The sequence below is a fragment of the Acidithiobacillus sp. HP-2 genome (assembly GCF_015100155.1).
Classification (GTDB): domain Bacteria; phylum Pseudomonadota; class Gammaproteobacteria; order Acidithiobacillales; family Acidithiobacillaceae; genus Acidithiobacillus.
In genome coordinates, this window is sequence record NZ_JACKZA010000033.1 from 1 (window position 1) to 13,851 (window position 13,851).

A 13,851-nucleotide genomic window follows, 5' to 3' on the forward strand; every position below is an offset into this window, starting at 1 on the left:
CCTCTGGAAGCTGGAATTACAAGGGCTTGCCGATGAACTCAATCTGCCGATTCGGGTGTGCCACTTTCCTCCGGGCACCAGCAAATGGAACAAAATCGAGCACCGTCTGTTTTCCTATATCAGCATGAATTGGCGGGGGCGACCTTTGGTGAGTCACGAAGTCATTGTCAATTTGATCGCGGCTACAACCACCAGCAAAGGCTTGAAAGTGTACGCCGCCATTGATCCTACACCCTACCCCAAGGGTATCAAAGTCACTGACGCTGAATTCGCTACCATCCAAATTGATCGCGATAACTTCCATGGGGAATGGAATTACGTCATCTCACCAAACAAAAAGTCCATGTAGTTTATTTATGATTCCTTAGGTCTTTTTTATGTGAAGCCAGACTGAGACGCACCCAAGGGGGCGTACGCCCGGGATTATTTGCGACCAGAATCTCCGCCAAACTCCAATATTTTTGCGCCAGACTCCAGGAAATGGCGGGCAGATAATCGCCACGATCAGCCGCAGCCAGAAGAATGGCCTGTGTCTGATTGCCTTCTTTGGGCGATGCGGCCAGTGCTGATGCCAGGGTATGGAGGGCGTCGTCCTGGCTATTGATTTTTTGAGGAGCGATTTTGCTTGGAGCAGTGGGTTGCTTCGGGGGGCGGGACAGCATTTGAGTGTCGGCCAGCACTTTTACGCTGAAAACCAGAGAACCACTGGCAATCAGAAATTTGAATGAAGTCAGGGCGATTTTTGAATGGGCTGGCAGTTGACGTTTATTCATGTGGCGTAACCCCTTGCCCGTGGTTTTTCTGAAGACTGGACAGGCTGTCAGCGATGACGTTTTGCCGTAATGACCAGGCGATGCCGGGACTGCCTGCCGACTCCCAAAGAGAGGCCTCATTGAGGAGCCGAAGGCTGTTGGGTTGAGACGATGGCAAATTTTGCCGGGCGAGGAACAAGGCTGTTGTGTTGTGTCCCAGGCGCTCCAGTGCATTTTGTGTCACGTTCCGAAGACTCTCTGGTGCCTGCAGGACGTCGCCCGCCAATAAAGCCCGCAATGCGTGGACATTTCCAGAATCGACCAGCATCCAGAGCAGATTGTTTTTGGCGATTTCATCCTCTGGATTCAGACGTAACGCTTCAGTATACGCCCATTCTGCTGCAGGATAATTTTCCACGGCATTGGCCCACTGACCCATAGCCAGCCAATAAGTGGCATAAGAGCGTAGTCCCTGAGGGTCATGGGCAGGAATTGACTGTAAAAGTTGCTCCAGTGTTTTCCATTTATGCGCCTGACCTGCATAGGTCAGGCTCTCAAAATAAAAGTAGGGAAATTGATATTTTTTCCAGCCCCGCTGGGCAACAACCAGGGCCGCTTCTGGATTTTTCGAGCCGACCAGTATGATCAAGCGTTGCAAGTCATATTGACTGGCGGCACCCAGCAGGTACAGTTTTTTCTCGGCATCAAAGGCCGCTTCGTGATCATGGATTTCCCAGGCAAGAACAGCCAGTAAATGCCAAAACGGGACATTATTCAGACTGGCTTTGCTGCGTACCCGGTCCATGGCAGCAAAAGCTTCCGCATATTTCCCCTGCATGGAGAACAGGCGGGCTTCCTGTACGGCTACGTCGGGAGTAGCCTGGAAATGTTTTTCGACGCCTTGCAGAGCCGCCAGACTCTGCGCTATTTCGCCCCGTTGATAACTGAGATAGGCTTTCTGCTCCAACAAGAACCGATTGGGGCCCGTACGTTGCAGCGACTGGTTGATATCAGCTATCGCCTTGTCCGGTTCACTCAACTGCCCGTAAGCATAAATCAGGGTTTTCCAGTCGGCATCACTGAGTTGTCCGGCTCTGGCCAATGGTGAAAGCAACTGGATGACAATATCCGGCCGGGATAGTGCAGCCGCCAACCTGACCGCTGCAGCACGAGCCCCCGGCACCTCGCGCTGCGCCATCCATTGCCATTGCTGCAAAACCATTTCCCTTTGTCCCAGCCAGGTGCCGACCTGAATGAGCCTTTGTCGCCAGAGGATGTTTTCCGGCACCTGCAGTACTGCGGTATAAGCCAGACGATAGGCCTCGTCTAGCTGACCGCTTTGCAGGAAGGCACTATAAGCCAAATCATAGAGTCTGGAGGAAAAGCTTCCTGGAAACGGTTGAACAAGCAGGGGGGGCTTGTACCAGGAAGGAGAAACACCCCCCTGGTCCAGATATCCCATGCCTTTCCCCGTCTTTATGCTTTGCGCCAGACTGGCGGCAAAAGCGTCCGCAACATCCTTTTGTTGAGTATATTCCGCTCGCCACTTTGCATCGTCGGCGGCGAGGCTGCCCGGAGCTTTCCACCATGGTGTCGCCAGTGCAGAATCCTGAGCCTGCGCCGCGATTCCTGTAGCCAGCAAAATTATCCCCAGCAGCAGCTTTGACGTGGTCATGGACGATGATTCTGTGCTGGACTTTCAAGTTGCGCTTTTAACCATTGGGCGGCGAGTCCGGGTTGTCCGGCAGACAAGGCCAGACGCGCCATGATCAAAACAATATCGGGTTCTTTTGCGAGTTGGGGCAGTCCTGACAAGGTTTTTTCACCCTGAACCAGGGCCAGTCTGGCACCACCGCCGCCCTGAATCAGGGCCAGGCCACGGATAAAATAATCTTTTTGCAAGAAAGTCTGCCTGTTGTGCAATGCCATTTGCAGAAGCAGTTGTCCTGCTTCGACACTTTTACCATTTGCGGTCCACGCAGCTGCCGCCGAATTCATAGCTTGCGTGGCGGCTTCCGGATTTTCTCTGGCTACGGCCAACCACGCTTCTGCGCTCTGGTCATAAGCCCCGATCATTTGGGCATCAATGGCAAAATGCGCATAATCTTTGGCAGACCAATGGCCTTCCTTAAGTAATTGATCCAGGTGTAGGGCAAGTGCAGTTTGGGCCTTTGCCCTGGCTGCAGAATGCGGGGGCTGGGCCATGGCATTGGTCCAGTCAATTTTCCATTGCATGTGTTGCGCCTGACGGTAAACCGGATCCTGGGGACGACCAAGAATGGGTTTCAATTGTTGGGATGCCGCTTGATACTGGCCGCTTTGCAGCAAAAGCTCTGCACTCTGGATACGTGCTTTGTCATTGGCGGATGAGTTTTGGAAGTCCAGCTTACCGTTCCAGCCATAACTCCAGGCAATAGCCAGAATCACAGCCAAAACCACGACAATAAAAATAAAAATACTGGCCGGACGCAGTACGTACTGCGCCGGAAGCTGCGGTTTATTGAGAGCAGGAGACATGCAGAGTGACGTCATGCGCAGTGCTTTGCAATTGCCCGTTGGCAGGAATGGCTGTTGTCTGCCTGTTCATGCTGGCGCGGCAGTTTTGCGCATTTCCCATTTGTACCTGTACGGGTACATAGCCCTTCAGTTTGGCGGTAAACCCCCTGTTTTCAGCGGTAAATGCTGCAATGGGTGCGTTAGCGCTGATGATATAAGGGAAAGGTTTCGGGCTTTGGCTTAACGCAAGATAAACGGACGAACTCCCATCCATATGAACGTAAATATTGCCATTGGGACTTGGATTATATCCAGCTATTCCCTGGCTATGGGCAATTTCCGGGGTTCCCAGGCCGGTGGGCATGCGTAATTCCCGCAGGTCTTCTGCTCCGCCAATCCAGAAACCTTTGCCTTCGCGAGCCAGATGAATGGTGAAAAAGTTATTGGCAATATGTCCATAATCAGCCACGTAAATTGGCGTGATGGATTGCGTCAGCACCCATTGGTAAACCTTGTCCAGAGCAGAAACAGAAGCCAGCCTGGTGGCTGAATACCAGTGCGTGTATATGTCTATGGGTTTCAGCCGGCGTGGTTTGTTGGTCATTTCAAAAGTCTGAATGACGTTTTCGAAGCCCCAGTAGGGTCCATGCCACTGGTTGGTGAAATAGTCTTCATTGGCATCCGGGGCAAACACCTGCAGCCATTTTCCCCGAAAAATGCCGATGGGAGGTACGGCTGTAATACTCGGATCTTTTTTGCTGATGGTGCTCTCGCCACCATTGATATTCATCAACCCGGCTTTATAAGCCAGACCCACTACCTGGGCATCCGGTTCGCAGTCACCGGACCACTGGTCAAGGACGACCTTTTTATCCGGTGGGGCTAAATGTTTATCAATCCATTTGGCAGCACCAACGGCTTCCATATAAGGACTGAATTTATAGCCAGGAACCGGCAGGTTAATGCCAGGATAATCCTTTCCGGCTTCAATGGCAGGCCAGTCGAAAGGATGAGACCACATATGTGAGCCTATTTCGACATAGGGCAGCCGGAAAACTTCCTGGGCAACTTTGCTGCCCAAGGGTGCCAGAGCCGGATACAACCCCCGATTCCCCGGCAGTAAATCGCCTACAATGACAGAGCCGGTAAAGGGCAGTTTGTACTTTTCCAGAATCCGGTGCATGTAAACTTCACCAGCAATATGGTATGGCGGAAATTGCGCGCGGCTTACAAAACCATCACCATCTGCGTGGGCCATGAACAGTCGTCGTCCACTTTCTGTGGTGGTATCCGGCACCGGCATTTCCGGGAGACGAAACGCATCGCGATACAGCTGGAAGGGGTTTACCAACCAGCGGGTGTCCTTATTGGGAAGCGTCGTCAGTATATAGGGCGATAACACATAGCCGCCCCAGGGCGTGATTGCCGCCGCATCTTCGTTGTCACCCGTAGTGCTTTTTAAGGTCAGCCAGATTTTGCTATCGGAGGGAGCTGTTATTTGTATAAAGTCCCGAGGATTAGCCGTGACCGGCATTTCATAGCTCATTTTTTTATTTTGGAACGCAATACTCAGAGAGCCTACTTCGCGGCTTGTCGGCTGGTTCATACCAAGGTCCATATAGGTTTTGGCATCCAGTGCGTCCTGAAAATCACCGATCAACAAAATAGGAATACCCTGTGCCCTGGCTTCATCGAGCCAGTGAGAAATTCCGGCGACATCCTTAACCGGTTCACCATCACTCCACAGAATGACACCGGCATATTCTCCAGCGCGCGGTTTAGCAGGCAATGGCCCGGACAGACGCTGAAAACGTGGTATGTAACCGAGGTATTCCAGAGGCATGGCGCCATTGGCAAAGGCAGAACTGTACTGTTCGGGGTCGGTGCTGTTGTACATGATCAGTACATGACGGGGCATGGGTTCGCGTAATCCTGCGCCAACGGCCGTCAGTCCGGAATCAGTGACATAAGGCACAAAGCCCAATGACTGAATTTTTTGGGCATCCTTCCACCAACCGTGGCGATTGAGTTTGGGCGGCATGTAGTCGATGACTATGGCGGGAAGCCCATACCCCTGGGCTTTTCTAAGTTCTGCAATCAGGGCCTTTTGGTCGCTATCGGGCACGGATGTGTAAGTTCTTGTGCCTTGATTCCACTGCTTTAACAAGGATTCCGCAACAACACCAACGAGATCCTGATGAATTTCGGGAAGCACCGAAAAGCCACGATTGGCAATGAGTTGTACATCGGGATGCGCTGCTTTGATGGCTTTAATGAGTTGTACGAGCCCCGCTTCCTGCTCTTTCTGAGCGGCGGCGCTTTTGTCGACCAGCCTGAAAGAGTCCAGCGTATCCATAAAAAAAGCGTGGTAACCCTGCTGCCAGATAGGATCAATAACCTGATTTAATAAATAACTGCGGCAATTGGCATGAGCAAGGTTGATAATTTTGCCTCCCCAGTTGGGATTGGTGCCTATGGCACAATGGTCAGGCAGGTTTTGATAGCGGGCATCACCTGGTGTGGTCTCGCCGATGCTGACATATGCAAAAACCCGCTGATTTTTACTAAAATCAGCAGGCAGGCGTTGACTCCCAGGGTTGACGACTACCCAGTTGAAATCATGAAAGGCCCCGGGCGCGGGGCCGGAGCCGTAGTAAAATCCTACGCCGGGTAAGGTACTCGCGAAAGCTGACAACGGGAGAAATAAAGCGCATAGCAGCAATAAGCCGCATTTTAGGCATAAAAAATAATTGCTACACCGCATAATTATCGCCTTAAATATTTTGATATTTGTGTATAAGTTTAACATAAAAAAACGTGTGAACAAGCTGGTTCGACGCTATTCAGCCCGCCAATTTTTTGTCATGAATGTAACATTTCTGAAACAATTCTAAGGCGATGCGAGTATGGTTTGAGAGGTTTGACCGCTATTTGTCTGAAGTTTCACGTTATGGTTCTTTTATCTTAAAACATCACACCCTGTATATCACTGGTAATGTCCAAGCTGACGCTTTCGCCGTAGCCCTCACTTCCCGATCCGCCAGAGCAGATCCTGCCAGTGGGGCAGGATTTTCGGGGAGGTAGCGGGCACTATGGAGCAAAAACAAACTGCCCTGCTCTATCCATGGCAAAAACCCCTCCAGATCGGTCTGATAATCCCAGCCGATGTGCCCGACAATCCAAACGTAGTCCCGAAAATAGCGGGTCTCAAATGCCCCAGTGGAATAGCCGTACATACACAAGCAAAAACTGTACGCCCGCAAGCGATAATATATAAATGCCCTCAATGAATTACTTTGCCTGCCACTGTGGCACGAATCCTGTTTATGCAGATAAACCAGAAACATAAGCACAACCCAGCTCACCAGCTATTTGCATGAGGCGTTTATCGCGGGACCATAAATCGCTTTGAGTGAGCGCGGCAGAGGCCAAAATACTGGCATCTACATACCCAATTCCGCGCCCCATTAAATTATGCCGCTCAATGAAAAAAAGCGTCTCCTCAGCCGAGCTGTTTGTGGATCGGGGCAAGCAAGATAAGAGATAGAGGGTCTGTTACCGGTTTTTGAGATTTCCGCAGGCAATTTCACCGATCACAAAATCATGAACCTGCACCGCGCCCCGGTCTAACAATACAGCGAGCTCCCGGTCTCCAGCGCGAAAAAAGTCAATCCAGACTGAAGTATCCACCAGAATCAAGCGGCTGGCTCTCGTCTACGCGGAATATCCTGTAATTGCGATTCCGTTCCACCCAGTCGCGCCAGGCGTCGGGCACTTTCGCGCTCAATCAAGGCACGCAAAGCTTCTTTCAGCAACGCGCCCCGTTCTTCCACACCAGAAAGATTTTTGGCCTGTACAAGGAGGTCATCATCCAGATTAACGGTCGTTCGCATTTGAGAAACCTCATTACAGCATCATTTGATGCCATTTTAAACACAGGTTGCTACTTTGTCATCGTCGAATCCAGCTTGGCCATTCAGGCGCAACGCTTCCACGCCACAGAAAGGCGCGAGCGTGAAGCCCGCAGCTAACAAATCGTTGCAGCGGACGTTTGACCGGCACCCGCAATAACCAAAACAGACAAGGTCGCAGAAAAGGCAAAAAACTCGCATACACTCATAAGGCTTAGGTAGCCAGGCTAATACTCTGGCACTGCTCGGGTTTGAATAATATGGGCGGATCACCCGGAAAAGTTTTGAGATAGTGCACAAGCCCAGGCGGTTTTGATTGCATTGCAGACACGCCGACCTGAGCGTATAAACACTTATGTACATAAACACTTTTGGGAGGGCTTTATGAATACCGTACGCTGGAATATCGCCGTATCGCCGGAAATAGATCAGTCCGTGCGTATGTTTATTGCCGCGCAGGGCGGCGGTCGCAAGGGCGACCTATCGCGTTTCATTGAGGAGGCAGTCCGCGCCTATCTTTTTGAGCGGGCTGTCGAGCAAGCCAAAGCTGCCACGGCGAGTATGGACGAGACAGAACTGAATGCCCTTATCGACGAGGCGGTACAGTGGGCGCGTAAACACTGATGCGGGTCGTCCTCGACACTAACGTGCTGCTGGCCGCACTGATCTCGTCGCACAGCCCTCCAGACATCATTTATCGCGCTTGGCTTGCGGCACGTTTTGAACTGGTGACAGGTGCAGCGCAGCTCGATGAACTGCGCCGGGTGAGCCGTTACCCGAAGATCAAGACCATCCTGCCTGCACATCGCATTGGCACCATGATAAACAACATTCAGCGCGCCATTGTGCTCAACACGCTGCCGCCGCTACCGAAAGATATCGAGGCCGACGATCCGGATGATACCTTTTTGTTAGCAATGTCTCTGGCTGGTAATGCTGATTACCTCGTGACTGGTGACCATCGCGCCGGTCTGCTCCGGCGCGGTAACATCGGCCGCACGCGCATCGTCACACCAGTCACCTTCTGCGCCGAGGCACTTTAACTTCAAGCCAATGTCGTGCCGCCGAGGCATTCGGTCTGCCAGTGGTATCGCTGGCAGCTAAGCCTGTCGCAGCACATCCTCATCCTTCAGTTCCCTTGCAGCCGGTGTCAGACGGGTGTCAGCGCTGGCGAAATGCGCATCGAATTCGGCAACCGCTTCTCTGCGTTTGCGTCGAGCAGCCTGTAAATCCTGAAGCTCCTGCATATCTTGGGGCGACACCATGTAGGCTGTAGCCCGTCCATGCCGGGTGATAATTACCGGCTCCCTTTGTACCGTATCCAGCAACTGTCCAAATTTGTTCTGTGCTTCAACTGAGGTCACCTCAATCATGGTTGCGCTCCAAATTTAAAAAGCAAACTTAGCCTTTATAGCTAGCAGCCTGTCGGACTTTCGGTTTTGAAGTAGCGTAACACATTGATTAATATGCGTTTAAAAAATTTCCAGAAAATGGCAGGTGCAATAGAATCAGTGGGTTACGTGAATAATCCGACAGGCTGCTAGAATAGGGACTCATGACTACGTTTAGCCTTGTACCTACCACACGCTGGGGCACACCGTCACCACTTTCATACACGGATAATTACGCATCATCATCCCCCATGAGCTGACCAGAACTGGGCTGGCGTTATAATACGATACTGATCTCCCAGAGCCAGCAGATCCTTGTCGCCGGTGATCAAATAGTCTGCTGTGCTGGCCAAAAATGTCTGTAGTACCGGTTGATCCTTCTCGTCTCGCAATTGAGGATCGCGAGATTCCAAGGGTTCAACGATATCGGCCATAAACATGAGGCAATCGGCTAAATCCCGAATTTCCTGACTGCTCATCCTCAACCGTGTCAAACGGGGCAAAACGCGTACCATTTCGTCCAGAATGTAGTGAGAAAGCACGGCATCCAGCCCACCCTGACGCCAGGTCAAGACGATACTCCCCGGTACGCTGGCAGGATAAGCTATACCCGACACCAGTACATTGGTATCCAGGACCACACGAAGCCTGGACATTAGCGCTTGACGCGTTCGGCACTCACCGCAGCTTCAATTTCTGCCATGCCTTGCTCAACGGGCACCTCAGAATAGCAGGAAGCTATCCGGCTACTCAGTGTCTCAAAACGCTCACGCATGCGTCGGATGCGAGCAAACAGCTCCGCATCCACCAAGGCTGCAACTGGCTTGCCATCTTTGTTGATAACGATGCTGTCGTTACGGTATTGAACCTGGTTAAGCATTTCACCAAGATTCTGCCTGAAATGCACAGCGCTGGTCTCAGTAATCATCCATGTTCTCCCATCGCGATCAATATGATCATTATGGTTAAAACGTCACATCCTGTCTATCATTGCCCAACTGGAAACCTGGATGCGCATTCACCAGCGGCAACTCAGCGGCAAAAAAGCCTTTCTGACCCAACAGATCCGGTTGCAGGGCTCCATGATGACCTTGCTCAAGGAAATGTTAGCTGCTTGGAGCAAGACCTGATACAATGGTGCAATTGTACAGGTGCATAGACTGCAAGACATGCTCATCACAATGAGTATCAAAATCCTGGAGGTCTAGCTCATGAAGGTCTACACATTCTCTGAAGCTCGTCAAAAGTTCTCGACCGTACTCGATTCAGCCCAACTTGAAGGGGCGGTGAAAATCACACGTCGAGATGGTCGCGCATTCCTCATCCGCCCGGTTCAGAAATCTCTGTCTCCTCTGGACGTCAAGGGCGTGAAGTTGAATCTCGGCCGAGACGAAATTGTCAGCGCTGTTCGAGAAGGGCGCGAGCGTGAAGCCCGCAGCTAACAAATCGTTGCAGCGCACGTTTGACCCGGCACCCGCAATAAACAAAACAGACAAGGTCGCAGAAAAGGTAAAAACTCGCATACACTCATAAGGTTAGGTAACCAGGCTAATACTCTGACCCTGTTCGGGTTTGAATAATAAAACGTCCTGATCGATCAGCCGCTTTCGCTGTGGCACCTTTGCTGTCTAAAAGCGCAATGCCCTCTTGACATAATAGTAGTCACCAGTGGTCACTGTAGGCCAGCGATTAAAAAACTTCAAGCCGAGCCTTGTCCAAGCGGCGGGCGAGTTCGGCCTTTTTGATGCCTTGATCAGAGCCCGCAAAGCGCCGACGTGTTGTTGCCAGACACTCTGTAATGTACATTTTGATGTACATCGCCTGACGGGAGCTTTTTCATGTCAGAAACCACTTTCACCAATTTACGCAACCACGCCAAGATCTGGTTCGATCTGGTCGAGGCCGGGCAAACAGTACGTGTGTTGCGCAATGGTAAGCCTATTGCCGATATTCACCCGATCCCGGCGCAACTGCCTTCCTGGAAACAGCGTCCGGCACGCCCGCTGGCCATCGGCGGCAAGGAGATCAGCCGCCTCATTCTCGAAGAACGCGGAGACTGCGGCGCGCGCAATACCAGATCATCAAGCGCGCCCTGATGCTCGACATCGCCGATGCGCTGATCTGCGATACCACGCCTCAGGTCATCCAGCACGCCGTAAAGGCTCTGGAAAACCACGCGCTGCGCGGCATGGACGCCATCCACCTGGGCGCCGCCCTCGCCTGCACCGCCGAAGTGTTCATCTCGGCCGACGCCCGCCAATGTCGCGCCGCCGAGGCTTTCGGTCTGCAAGTGGTATCGTTGTGAAACACCAGCCGCGCCTTTCTGACCCAACAACTCCAGTTTCGGGGACCGATAATGCCACTCCCCGATATATCACATATTCGTATAGTAATTGACCGCTTCATCAAGGTCGTCGATCACCCGTAAACGGCCATTTTCGAGGATGGCGACATGATCGCAGTTACTGCGGATCAGATCGACATGATGGGATACCAGGATAAGCGCGTTATTTGACCGACGTTTCAACTCATCCTCACAGCGGCGATTGAACCGCGCATCGCCTACCGAAATCACCTCATCCACCAGATAGCAGTCAAAATCCACCGCCATACTGATAGCAAAACTCAAGCGGGAACTCATGCCTGAAGAATAGCTTTTGACCGGCTCATCCAGATAAATGCCCAGCTCCGCGAAATCTTGTACTTTCTCCACAGTTTCTTTCACATCCACGCCATACACACGGGCGATGAGTCGGGCATTATCGCGCCCCGTCAAACCGGGCTGAAATGCGCCACCAAAGGCCAAGGGCCAGGAGACCGCCATACCACGATGCACGGTTCCAGCATCTGCCCGTAGTGAACCGCTGATAATCTGGATGAGGGTCGATTTACCCGCTCCATTGGAGCCCATAATCCCCCAGCGCTCTCCAGGACGAATCTCCAGAGATATATCGTCCAGAATCAGTCGCATATCCCGGCCGTGGTGAATGGGAAAGGATTTGCTGATACCAGAAAGAATCAAGCTGTGTTTATTCACGGATAATTACTCATTATCATCCCCCATGAACTGAACATAATGGCCACCATTGTCAGCCAACCTGAACATAAACGTGTTTGCCGAGTACATTCGCAGCCGCCTCGATCTGATCAAGCCTTGAAGCGTGCCGTAGGTCAAACAGGCGATCCACTTGCGGCATGTGCCACCCCAGGCGGCGGGCGAGTTCGGCCTTCCTGATGCCTTGATCGGTCATCGCCTGATAAACACCCAGCTTGGCACATTCCAATGCCGATGGCCGGACCGTTTTTTGTCCGTTTGCCGGTAGACTGGCGACTGGTAGTGATTTGCGGGCATCCAAATAGAACGACAAGCCGGTTTCCAACGCATCAATGGCATTCAGCAGGGCTTCCTCCTCATCGGCACCGAAGGTAATCGCTTCGGGTACATCAGCAAAGGTGACCAACACCGAACTGTCATCAGGGGTCAAGGTTACGGGGTAATCGAACATCATTTTCACCTCACTTCGACAAACCAGGCTGCCGTTTGATCGTGGCTTCCAGCCCTTTACCCAACTCGGCTGTTCCGTGCATGGGTAAGGTAGACTGTCTGCCATTCAAAAAACTTTAAGATGAGAGCCTTTACCGGGCAGAAATATCGCGCCCTGCTGCTCTAACCACTTTTTCATCTGCTTTGAGTTCATAGGCAAAGCTTAACAGAAGTGTTGTTTTTGTCAAAATAGTCGCATCAAGAAAGGCGCTTTGATGACAAAAAATCACACTCTATCACGCTTGGCTTACGGCACGTTTTGAACTGGTGACAGGAGCGGCGCAGCTCGATGAAATGCGCCGGGTGAGCCGTTACCCGAAGATCAAGGCCATTCTGCTCAACACGCTGCCGCCGCTACCGAACAGTATCGAGGCCGACGATCCGAATGATACCTTTTTGTTAGCAATGTCTCTGGCTGGTGATGCTGATTACCTCGTGACTGGTGACCGTCGCGCTGGTCTGCTGCAACGCGGCAGCATCGGCCGCACGCGCATTGTCACACCGATCACATTCTGCGACGAAGCGCTTTGACAGTTTCGGGGACCAACAACCAATAAAGGCCACCCGGAATGCAGTGGCCTTTACCATTTAAAAACATACAGTTGTGATCAGAGATCGCCCAACAATCCACCACCACCCAGCAGGCCGCCCAACAATCCATTACTTCCCAGCAATCCGCCCAAAAGACCATTGCCGCCCAGCAAACCACCCAACAGGGAGGAAGAGCTGGATGTAGTAGAAGCCGCAGAACCGGTAGCTGAATCGACAATTGAACCCAGACCAAGGCCGCCTAATAACGTACCGACATCACTCGTGACGGCTCCAACGGTAGAAACCACATCGTCCAAAGCAGACTGAGTCAAAGCTCCACTGGCCAAATTATTCAGGACAGTACCCAAATCAGCTTCTACGCCACCCAACAGACCACCGAGCAGATCACTCATAATTCAACTCCTATTTAGCGGTTGTACAAAAAATAAAGCCCCGAGAAGAAAGGGCAATTAACATGCCATACAAATATCTTGACATCCCCGCAAGATAAACAACAAGATAATAAAGATCTTCGTTTTATATTGTTGCAATAAAGTCTACCATTTAAAACGTTAACGTTACCCTTTAGGTAACAAGGAATACGGTGCGTATGCGGCTCTTCGTCAGATTGAGTGGGTAGGGGGTAGAATGCTGTGGAGCGGTCGTGCCCTGAATAGGAGTTAGCTGATGGTCCCTGAAGAGCTGTTTTCTCTCGCGTTAGGATTGGTTCCGCCGTGGTTGGTGGATCATGTGACTTTCACGGTGGAGGAGAAACGCCTGGATCTGCACATCAACTTTCCCAAAGGTAGTCGCTTTGCTTGCTCCGTCTGTGGTGAGGAGTGTCCGGTACATGATACCCGTGACCATACCTGGCGGCACATGGATTTCTTCCAGCATGAAGCCTATCTCCATGCCCGTGTACCTCGTGTGAAGTGCCAGGAGCATGGAGTGCATCAGATATCTGTTCCCTGGGCGCGGGAAGGCTCGCGTTTCACCCTGCTCTTTGAAGCGCTGATCATGACCCTGGTGCGGGAGATGCCGGTATTGACGGCAGCTCGCATGGTCGGTGAGACCGACAAGCTCCTGTGGCGAGTGATTGACCATTATGTGCCCGAAGCTCGTGCTGCGGTGGATATGGCCAATGTCCATGCCGTCGGCGTCGATGAAACCAGCAGTCGGCATGGACATGACTACATCTGTCTCTTATACACATCTCCGAGCCCACG

At 51.9% G+C, this 13,851-nt stretch carries 19 protein-coding genes and 2 pseudogenes; 9 read left to right on the forward strand and 12 right to left on the reverse strand.

Going from position 1 to position 13,851, the window contains the following annotated elements:
- The coding region (locus H7F11_RS16015; protein ID WP_413773187.1) for an ISAzo13-like element transposase-related protein at positions 1-349 on the forward strand (349 nt) is incomplete at its 5' end.
- A 1-nt stretch (position 350) separates the two neighbouring features.
- Here the strand turns inward: H7F11_RS16015 and H7F11_RS16020 are convergent.
- The 6 genes from H7F11_RS16020 to H7F11_RS16045 form a co-directional block, all read right to left on the reverse strand.
- Positions 351-773 (reverse strand): hypothetical protein, encoded by a 423-nt coding sequence (locus tag H7F11_RS16020; RefSeq protein ID WP_193651843.1) that lies wholly within the window; start codon positions 771-773, stop codon positions 351-353.
- On the reverse strand, positions 766-2,427 hold the full coding sequence (locus H7F11_RS16025) for a tetratricopeptide repeat protein (protein ID WP_193651842.1): 1,662 nt from the start codon (positions 2,425-2,427) through the stop codon (positions 766-768). Before H7F11_RS16025 ends, H7F11_RS16020 begins: the two co-directional genes overlap by 8 nt.
- Complete coding sequence (locus H7F11_RS16030) at positions 2,424-3,284, reverse strand: hypothetical protein (RefSeq protein WP_193651841.1); 861 nt, start codon at positions 3,282-3,284, stop codon at positions 2,424-2,426. Before H7F11_RS16030 ends, H7F11_RS16025 begins: the two co-directional genes overlap by 4 nt.
- Positions 3,250-5,943: an endo alpha-1,4 polygalactosaminidase gene (locus H7F11_RS16035; RefSeq protein WP_227485586.1), complete on the reverse strand. Its 2,694-nt coding sequence runs from the start codon at positions 5,941-5,943 to the stop codon at positions 3,250-3,252. Before H7F11_RS16035 ends, H7F11_RS16030 begins: the two co-directional genes overlap by 35 nt.
- Before the next feature lie 277 nt (positions 5,944-6,220).
- On the reverse strand, positions 6,221-6,484 hold the full coding sequence (locus H7F11_RS16040) for a hypothetical protein (RefSeq protein WP_193651847.1): 264 nt from the start codon (positions 6,482-6,484) through the stop codon (positions 6,221-6,223).
- 459 nt (positions 6,485-6,943) lie between these two features.
- Positions 6,944-7,141, reverse strand: a complete 198-nt coding sequence (locus H7F11_RS16045) for a type II toxin-antitoxin system VapB family antitoxin (protein WP_193651839.1) — start codon at positions 7,139-7,141, stop codon at positions 6,944-6,946.
- Between the two features lie 402 nt (positions 7,142-7,543).
- Here H7F11_RS16045 and H7F11_RS16050 point away from each other — a divergent pair, with 402 nt between their 5' ends.
- Both H7F11_RS16050 and H7F11_RS16055 read left to right on the forward strand, forming a co-directional pair.
- Entirely contained in the window at positions 7,544-7,783 is a 240-nt protein-coding gene (locus H7F11_RS16050) for a ribbon-helix-helix domain-containing protein (protein WP_193651838.1), read from the forward strand.
- Positions 7,783-8,202 (forward strand): putative toxin-antitoxin system toxin component, PIN family, encoded by a 420-nt coding sequence (locus H7F11_RS16055; protein ID WP_193651837.1) that lies wholly within the window; start codon positions 7,783-7,785, stop codon positions 8,200-8,202. Before H7F11_RS16050 ends, H7F11_RS16055 begins: the two co-directional genes overlap by 1 nt.
- Before the next feature lie 57 nt (positions 8,203-8,259).
- Here the strand turns inward: H7F11_RS16055 and H7F11_RS16060 are convergent, their stop codons facing one another.
- The 3 genes from H7F11_RS16060 to H7F11_RS16070 all read right to left on the reverse strand — a co-directional run bounded on the left by H7F11_RS16060 (position 8,260) and on the right by H7F11_RS16070 (position 9,478).
- On the reverse strand, positions 8,260-8,532 hold the full coding sequence (locus H7F11_RS16060; protein WP_193651836.1) for a type II toxin-antitoxin system Phd/YefM family antitoxin: 273 nt from the start codon (positions 8,530-8,532) through the stop codon (positions 8,260-8,262).
- A 260-nt stretch (positions 8,533-8,792) separates the two neighbouring features.
- Complete coding sequence (locus H7F11_RS16065; protein WP_193651835.1) at positions 8,793-9,206, reverse strand: putative toxin-antitoxin system toxin component, PIN family; 414 nt, start codon at positions 9,204-9,206, stop codon at positions 8,793-8,795.
- Positions 9,206-9,478 (reverse strand): type II toxin-antitoxin system Phd/YefM family antitoxin, encoded by a 273-nt coding sequence (locus H7F11_RS16070; RefSeq protein WP_193651834.1) that lies wholly within the window; start codon positions 9,476-9,478, stop codon positions 9,206-9,208. Before H7F11_RS16070 ends, H7F11_RS16065 begins: the two co-directional genes overlap by 1 nt.
- A gap of 61 nt (positions 9,479-9,539) precedes the next feature.
- Here H7F11_RS16070 and H7F11_RS16075 point away from each other — a divergent pair, with 61 nt between their 5' ends.
- The 4 genes from H7F11_RS16075 (at position 9,540) to H7F11_RS16090 (ending at position 10,855) form a co-directional block, all read left to right on the forward strand.
- On the forward strand, positions 9,540-9,680 hold the full coding sequence (locus H7F11_RS16075) for a hypothetical protein (protein ID WP_319803400.1): 141 nt from the start codon (positions 9,540-9,542) through the stop codon (positions 9,678-9,680).
- Between the two features lie 81 nt (positions 9,681-9,761).
- A complete protein-coding gene (locus H7F11_RS16080) occupies positions 9,762-9,992 on the forward strand; it encodes a type II toxin-antitoxin system Phd/YefM family antitoxin (protein WP_193651832.1) in 231 nt (76 codons plus the stop codon).
- Positions 9,993-10,388: 396 nt separating this feature from the next.
- Positions 10,389-10,646 carry a type II toxin-antitoxin system Phd/YefM family antitoxin gene (locus tag H7F11_RS16085; protein WP_193651831.1) on the forward strand — a complete coding sequence of 86 codons (258 nt, stop codon included), beginning with the start codon at positions 10,389-10,391 and terminating at the stop codon, positions 10,644-10,646.
- On the forward strand, positions 10,646-10,855 hold the full coding sequence (locus tag H7F11_RS16090) for a type II toxin-antitoxin system VapC family toxin (protein WP_227485587.1): 210 nt from the start codon (positions 10,646-10,648) through the stop codon (positions 10,853-10,855). The genes H7F11_RS16085 and H7F11_RS16090 overlap by 1 nt, the downstream gene beginning before the upstream one ends.
- Before the next feature lie 69 nt (positions 10,856-10,924).
- Here H7F11_RS16090 and H7F11_RS16095 read toward each other — a convergent pair whose 3' ends face one another.
- Positions 10,925-11,587: an ABC transporter ATP-binding protein gene (locus H7F11_RS16095; protein ID WP_319803385.1), complete on the reverse strand. Its 663-nt coding sequence runs from the start codon at positions 11,585-11,587 to the stop codon at positions 10,925-10,927.
- Between the two features lie 52 nt (positions 11,588-11,639).
- Positions 11,640-12,059 carry a type II toxin-antitoxin system HicB family antitoxin gene (locus tag H7F11_RS16100; protein WP_227485588.1) on the reverse strand — a complete coding sequence of 140 codons (420 nt, stop codon included), beginning with the start codon at positions 12,057-12,059 and terminating at the stop codon, positions 11,640-11,642.
- 266 nt (positions 12,060-12,325) lie between these two features.
- Between H7F11_RS16100 and H7F11_RS16105 the strand changes: the two are divergent.
- Positions 12,326-12,625 (forward strand): annotated as a pseudogene (locus H7F11_RS16105) (PIN domain nuclease); the annotation flags it as partial.
- A gap of 77 nt (positions 12,626-12,702) precedes the next feature.
- Here the strand turns inward: H7F11_RS16105 and H7F11_RS16110 are convergent.
- The gene (locus H7F11_RS16110; protein WP_193651830.1) at positions 12,703-13,038 is read right to left on the reverse strand and encodes a hypothetical protein; all 336 of its coding nucleotides are present in this window, start codon (positions 13,036-13,038) and stop codon (positions 12,703-12,705) included.
- A 274-nt stretch (positions 13,039-13,312) separates the two neighbouring features.
- Between H7F11_RS16110 and H7F11_RS16115 the strand changes: the two are divergent.
- Positions 13,313-13,851, forward strand: a pseudogene (locus H7F11_RS16115) (ISL3-like element ISAtc1 family transposase); the annotation flags it as partial.

Coding starts and splice junctions, on each gene's coding strand:
- H7F11_RS16070 (WP_193651834.1), bottom strand. CDS start 9,478: ATGATTACTGAGACCAGCGCTGTGCATTTCAGGCAGAATCTTGGTGAA.
- H7F11_RS16030 (WP_193651841.1), bottom strand. CDS start 3,284: ATGACGTCACTCTGCATGTCTCCTGCTCTCAATAAACCGCAGCTTCCG.
- H7F11_RS16090 (WP_227485587.1), top strand. CDS start 10,646: ATGCTCGACATCGCCGATGCGCTGATCTGCGATACCACGCCTCAGGTC.
- H7F11_RS16100 (WP_227485588.1), bottom strand. CDS start 12,059: ATGATGTTCGATTACCCCGTAACCTTGACCCCTGATGACAGTTCGGTG.
- H7F11_RS16025 (WP_193651842.1), bottom strand. CDS start 2,427: ATGACCACGTCAAAGCTGCTGCTGGGGATAATTTTGCTGGCTACAGGA.
- H7F11_RS16050 (WP_193651838.1), top strand. CDS start 7,544: ATGAATACCGTACGCTGGAATATCGCCGTATCGCCGGAAATAGATCAG.
- H7F11_RS16085 (WP_193651831.1), top strand. CDS start 10,389: ATGTCAGAAACCACTTTCACCAATTTACGCAACCACGCCAAGATCTGG.
- H7F11_RS16080 (WP_193651832.1), top strand. CDS start 9,762: ATGAAGGTCTACACATTCTCTGAAGCTCGTCAAAAGTTCTCGACCGTA.
- H7F11_RS16065 (WP_193651835.1), bottom strand. CDS start 9,206: ATGTCCAGGCTTCGTGTGGTCCTGGATACCAATGTACTGGTGTCGGGT.
- H7F11_RS16020 (WP_193651843.1), bottom strand. CDS start 773: ATGAATAAACGTCAACTGCCAGCCCATTCAAAAATCGCCCTGACTTCA.
- H7F11_RS16040 (WP_193651847.1), bottom strand. CDS start 6,484: ATGTACGGCTATTCCACTGGGGCATTTGAGACCCGCTATTTTCGGGAC.
- H7F11_RS16060 (WP_193651836.1), bottom strand. CDS start 8,532: ATGATTGAGGTGACCTCAGTTGAAGCACAGAACAAATTTGGACAGTTG.
- H7F11_RS16110 (WP_193651830.1), bottom strand. CDS start 13,038: ATGAGTGATCTGCTCGGTGGTCTGTTGGGTGGCGTAGAAGCTGATTTG.
- H7F11_RS16055 (WP_193651837.1), top strand. CDS start 7,783: ATGCGGGTCGTCCTCGACACTAACGTGCTGCTGGCCGCACTGATCTCG.
- H7F11_RS16045 (WP_193651839.1), bottom strand. CDS start 7,141: ATGCGAACGACCGTTAATCTGGATGATGACCTCCTTGTACAGGCCAAA.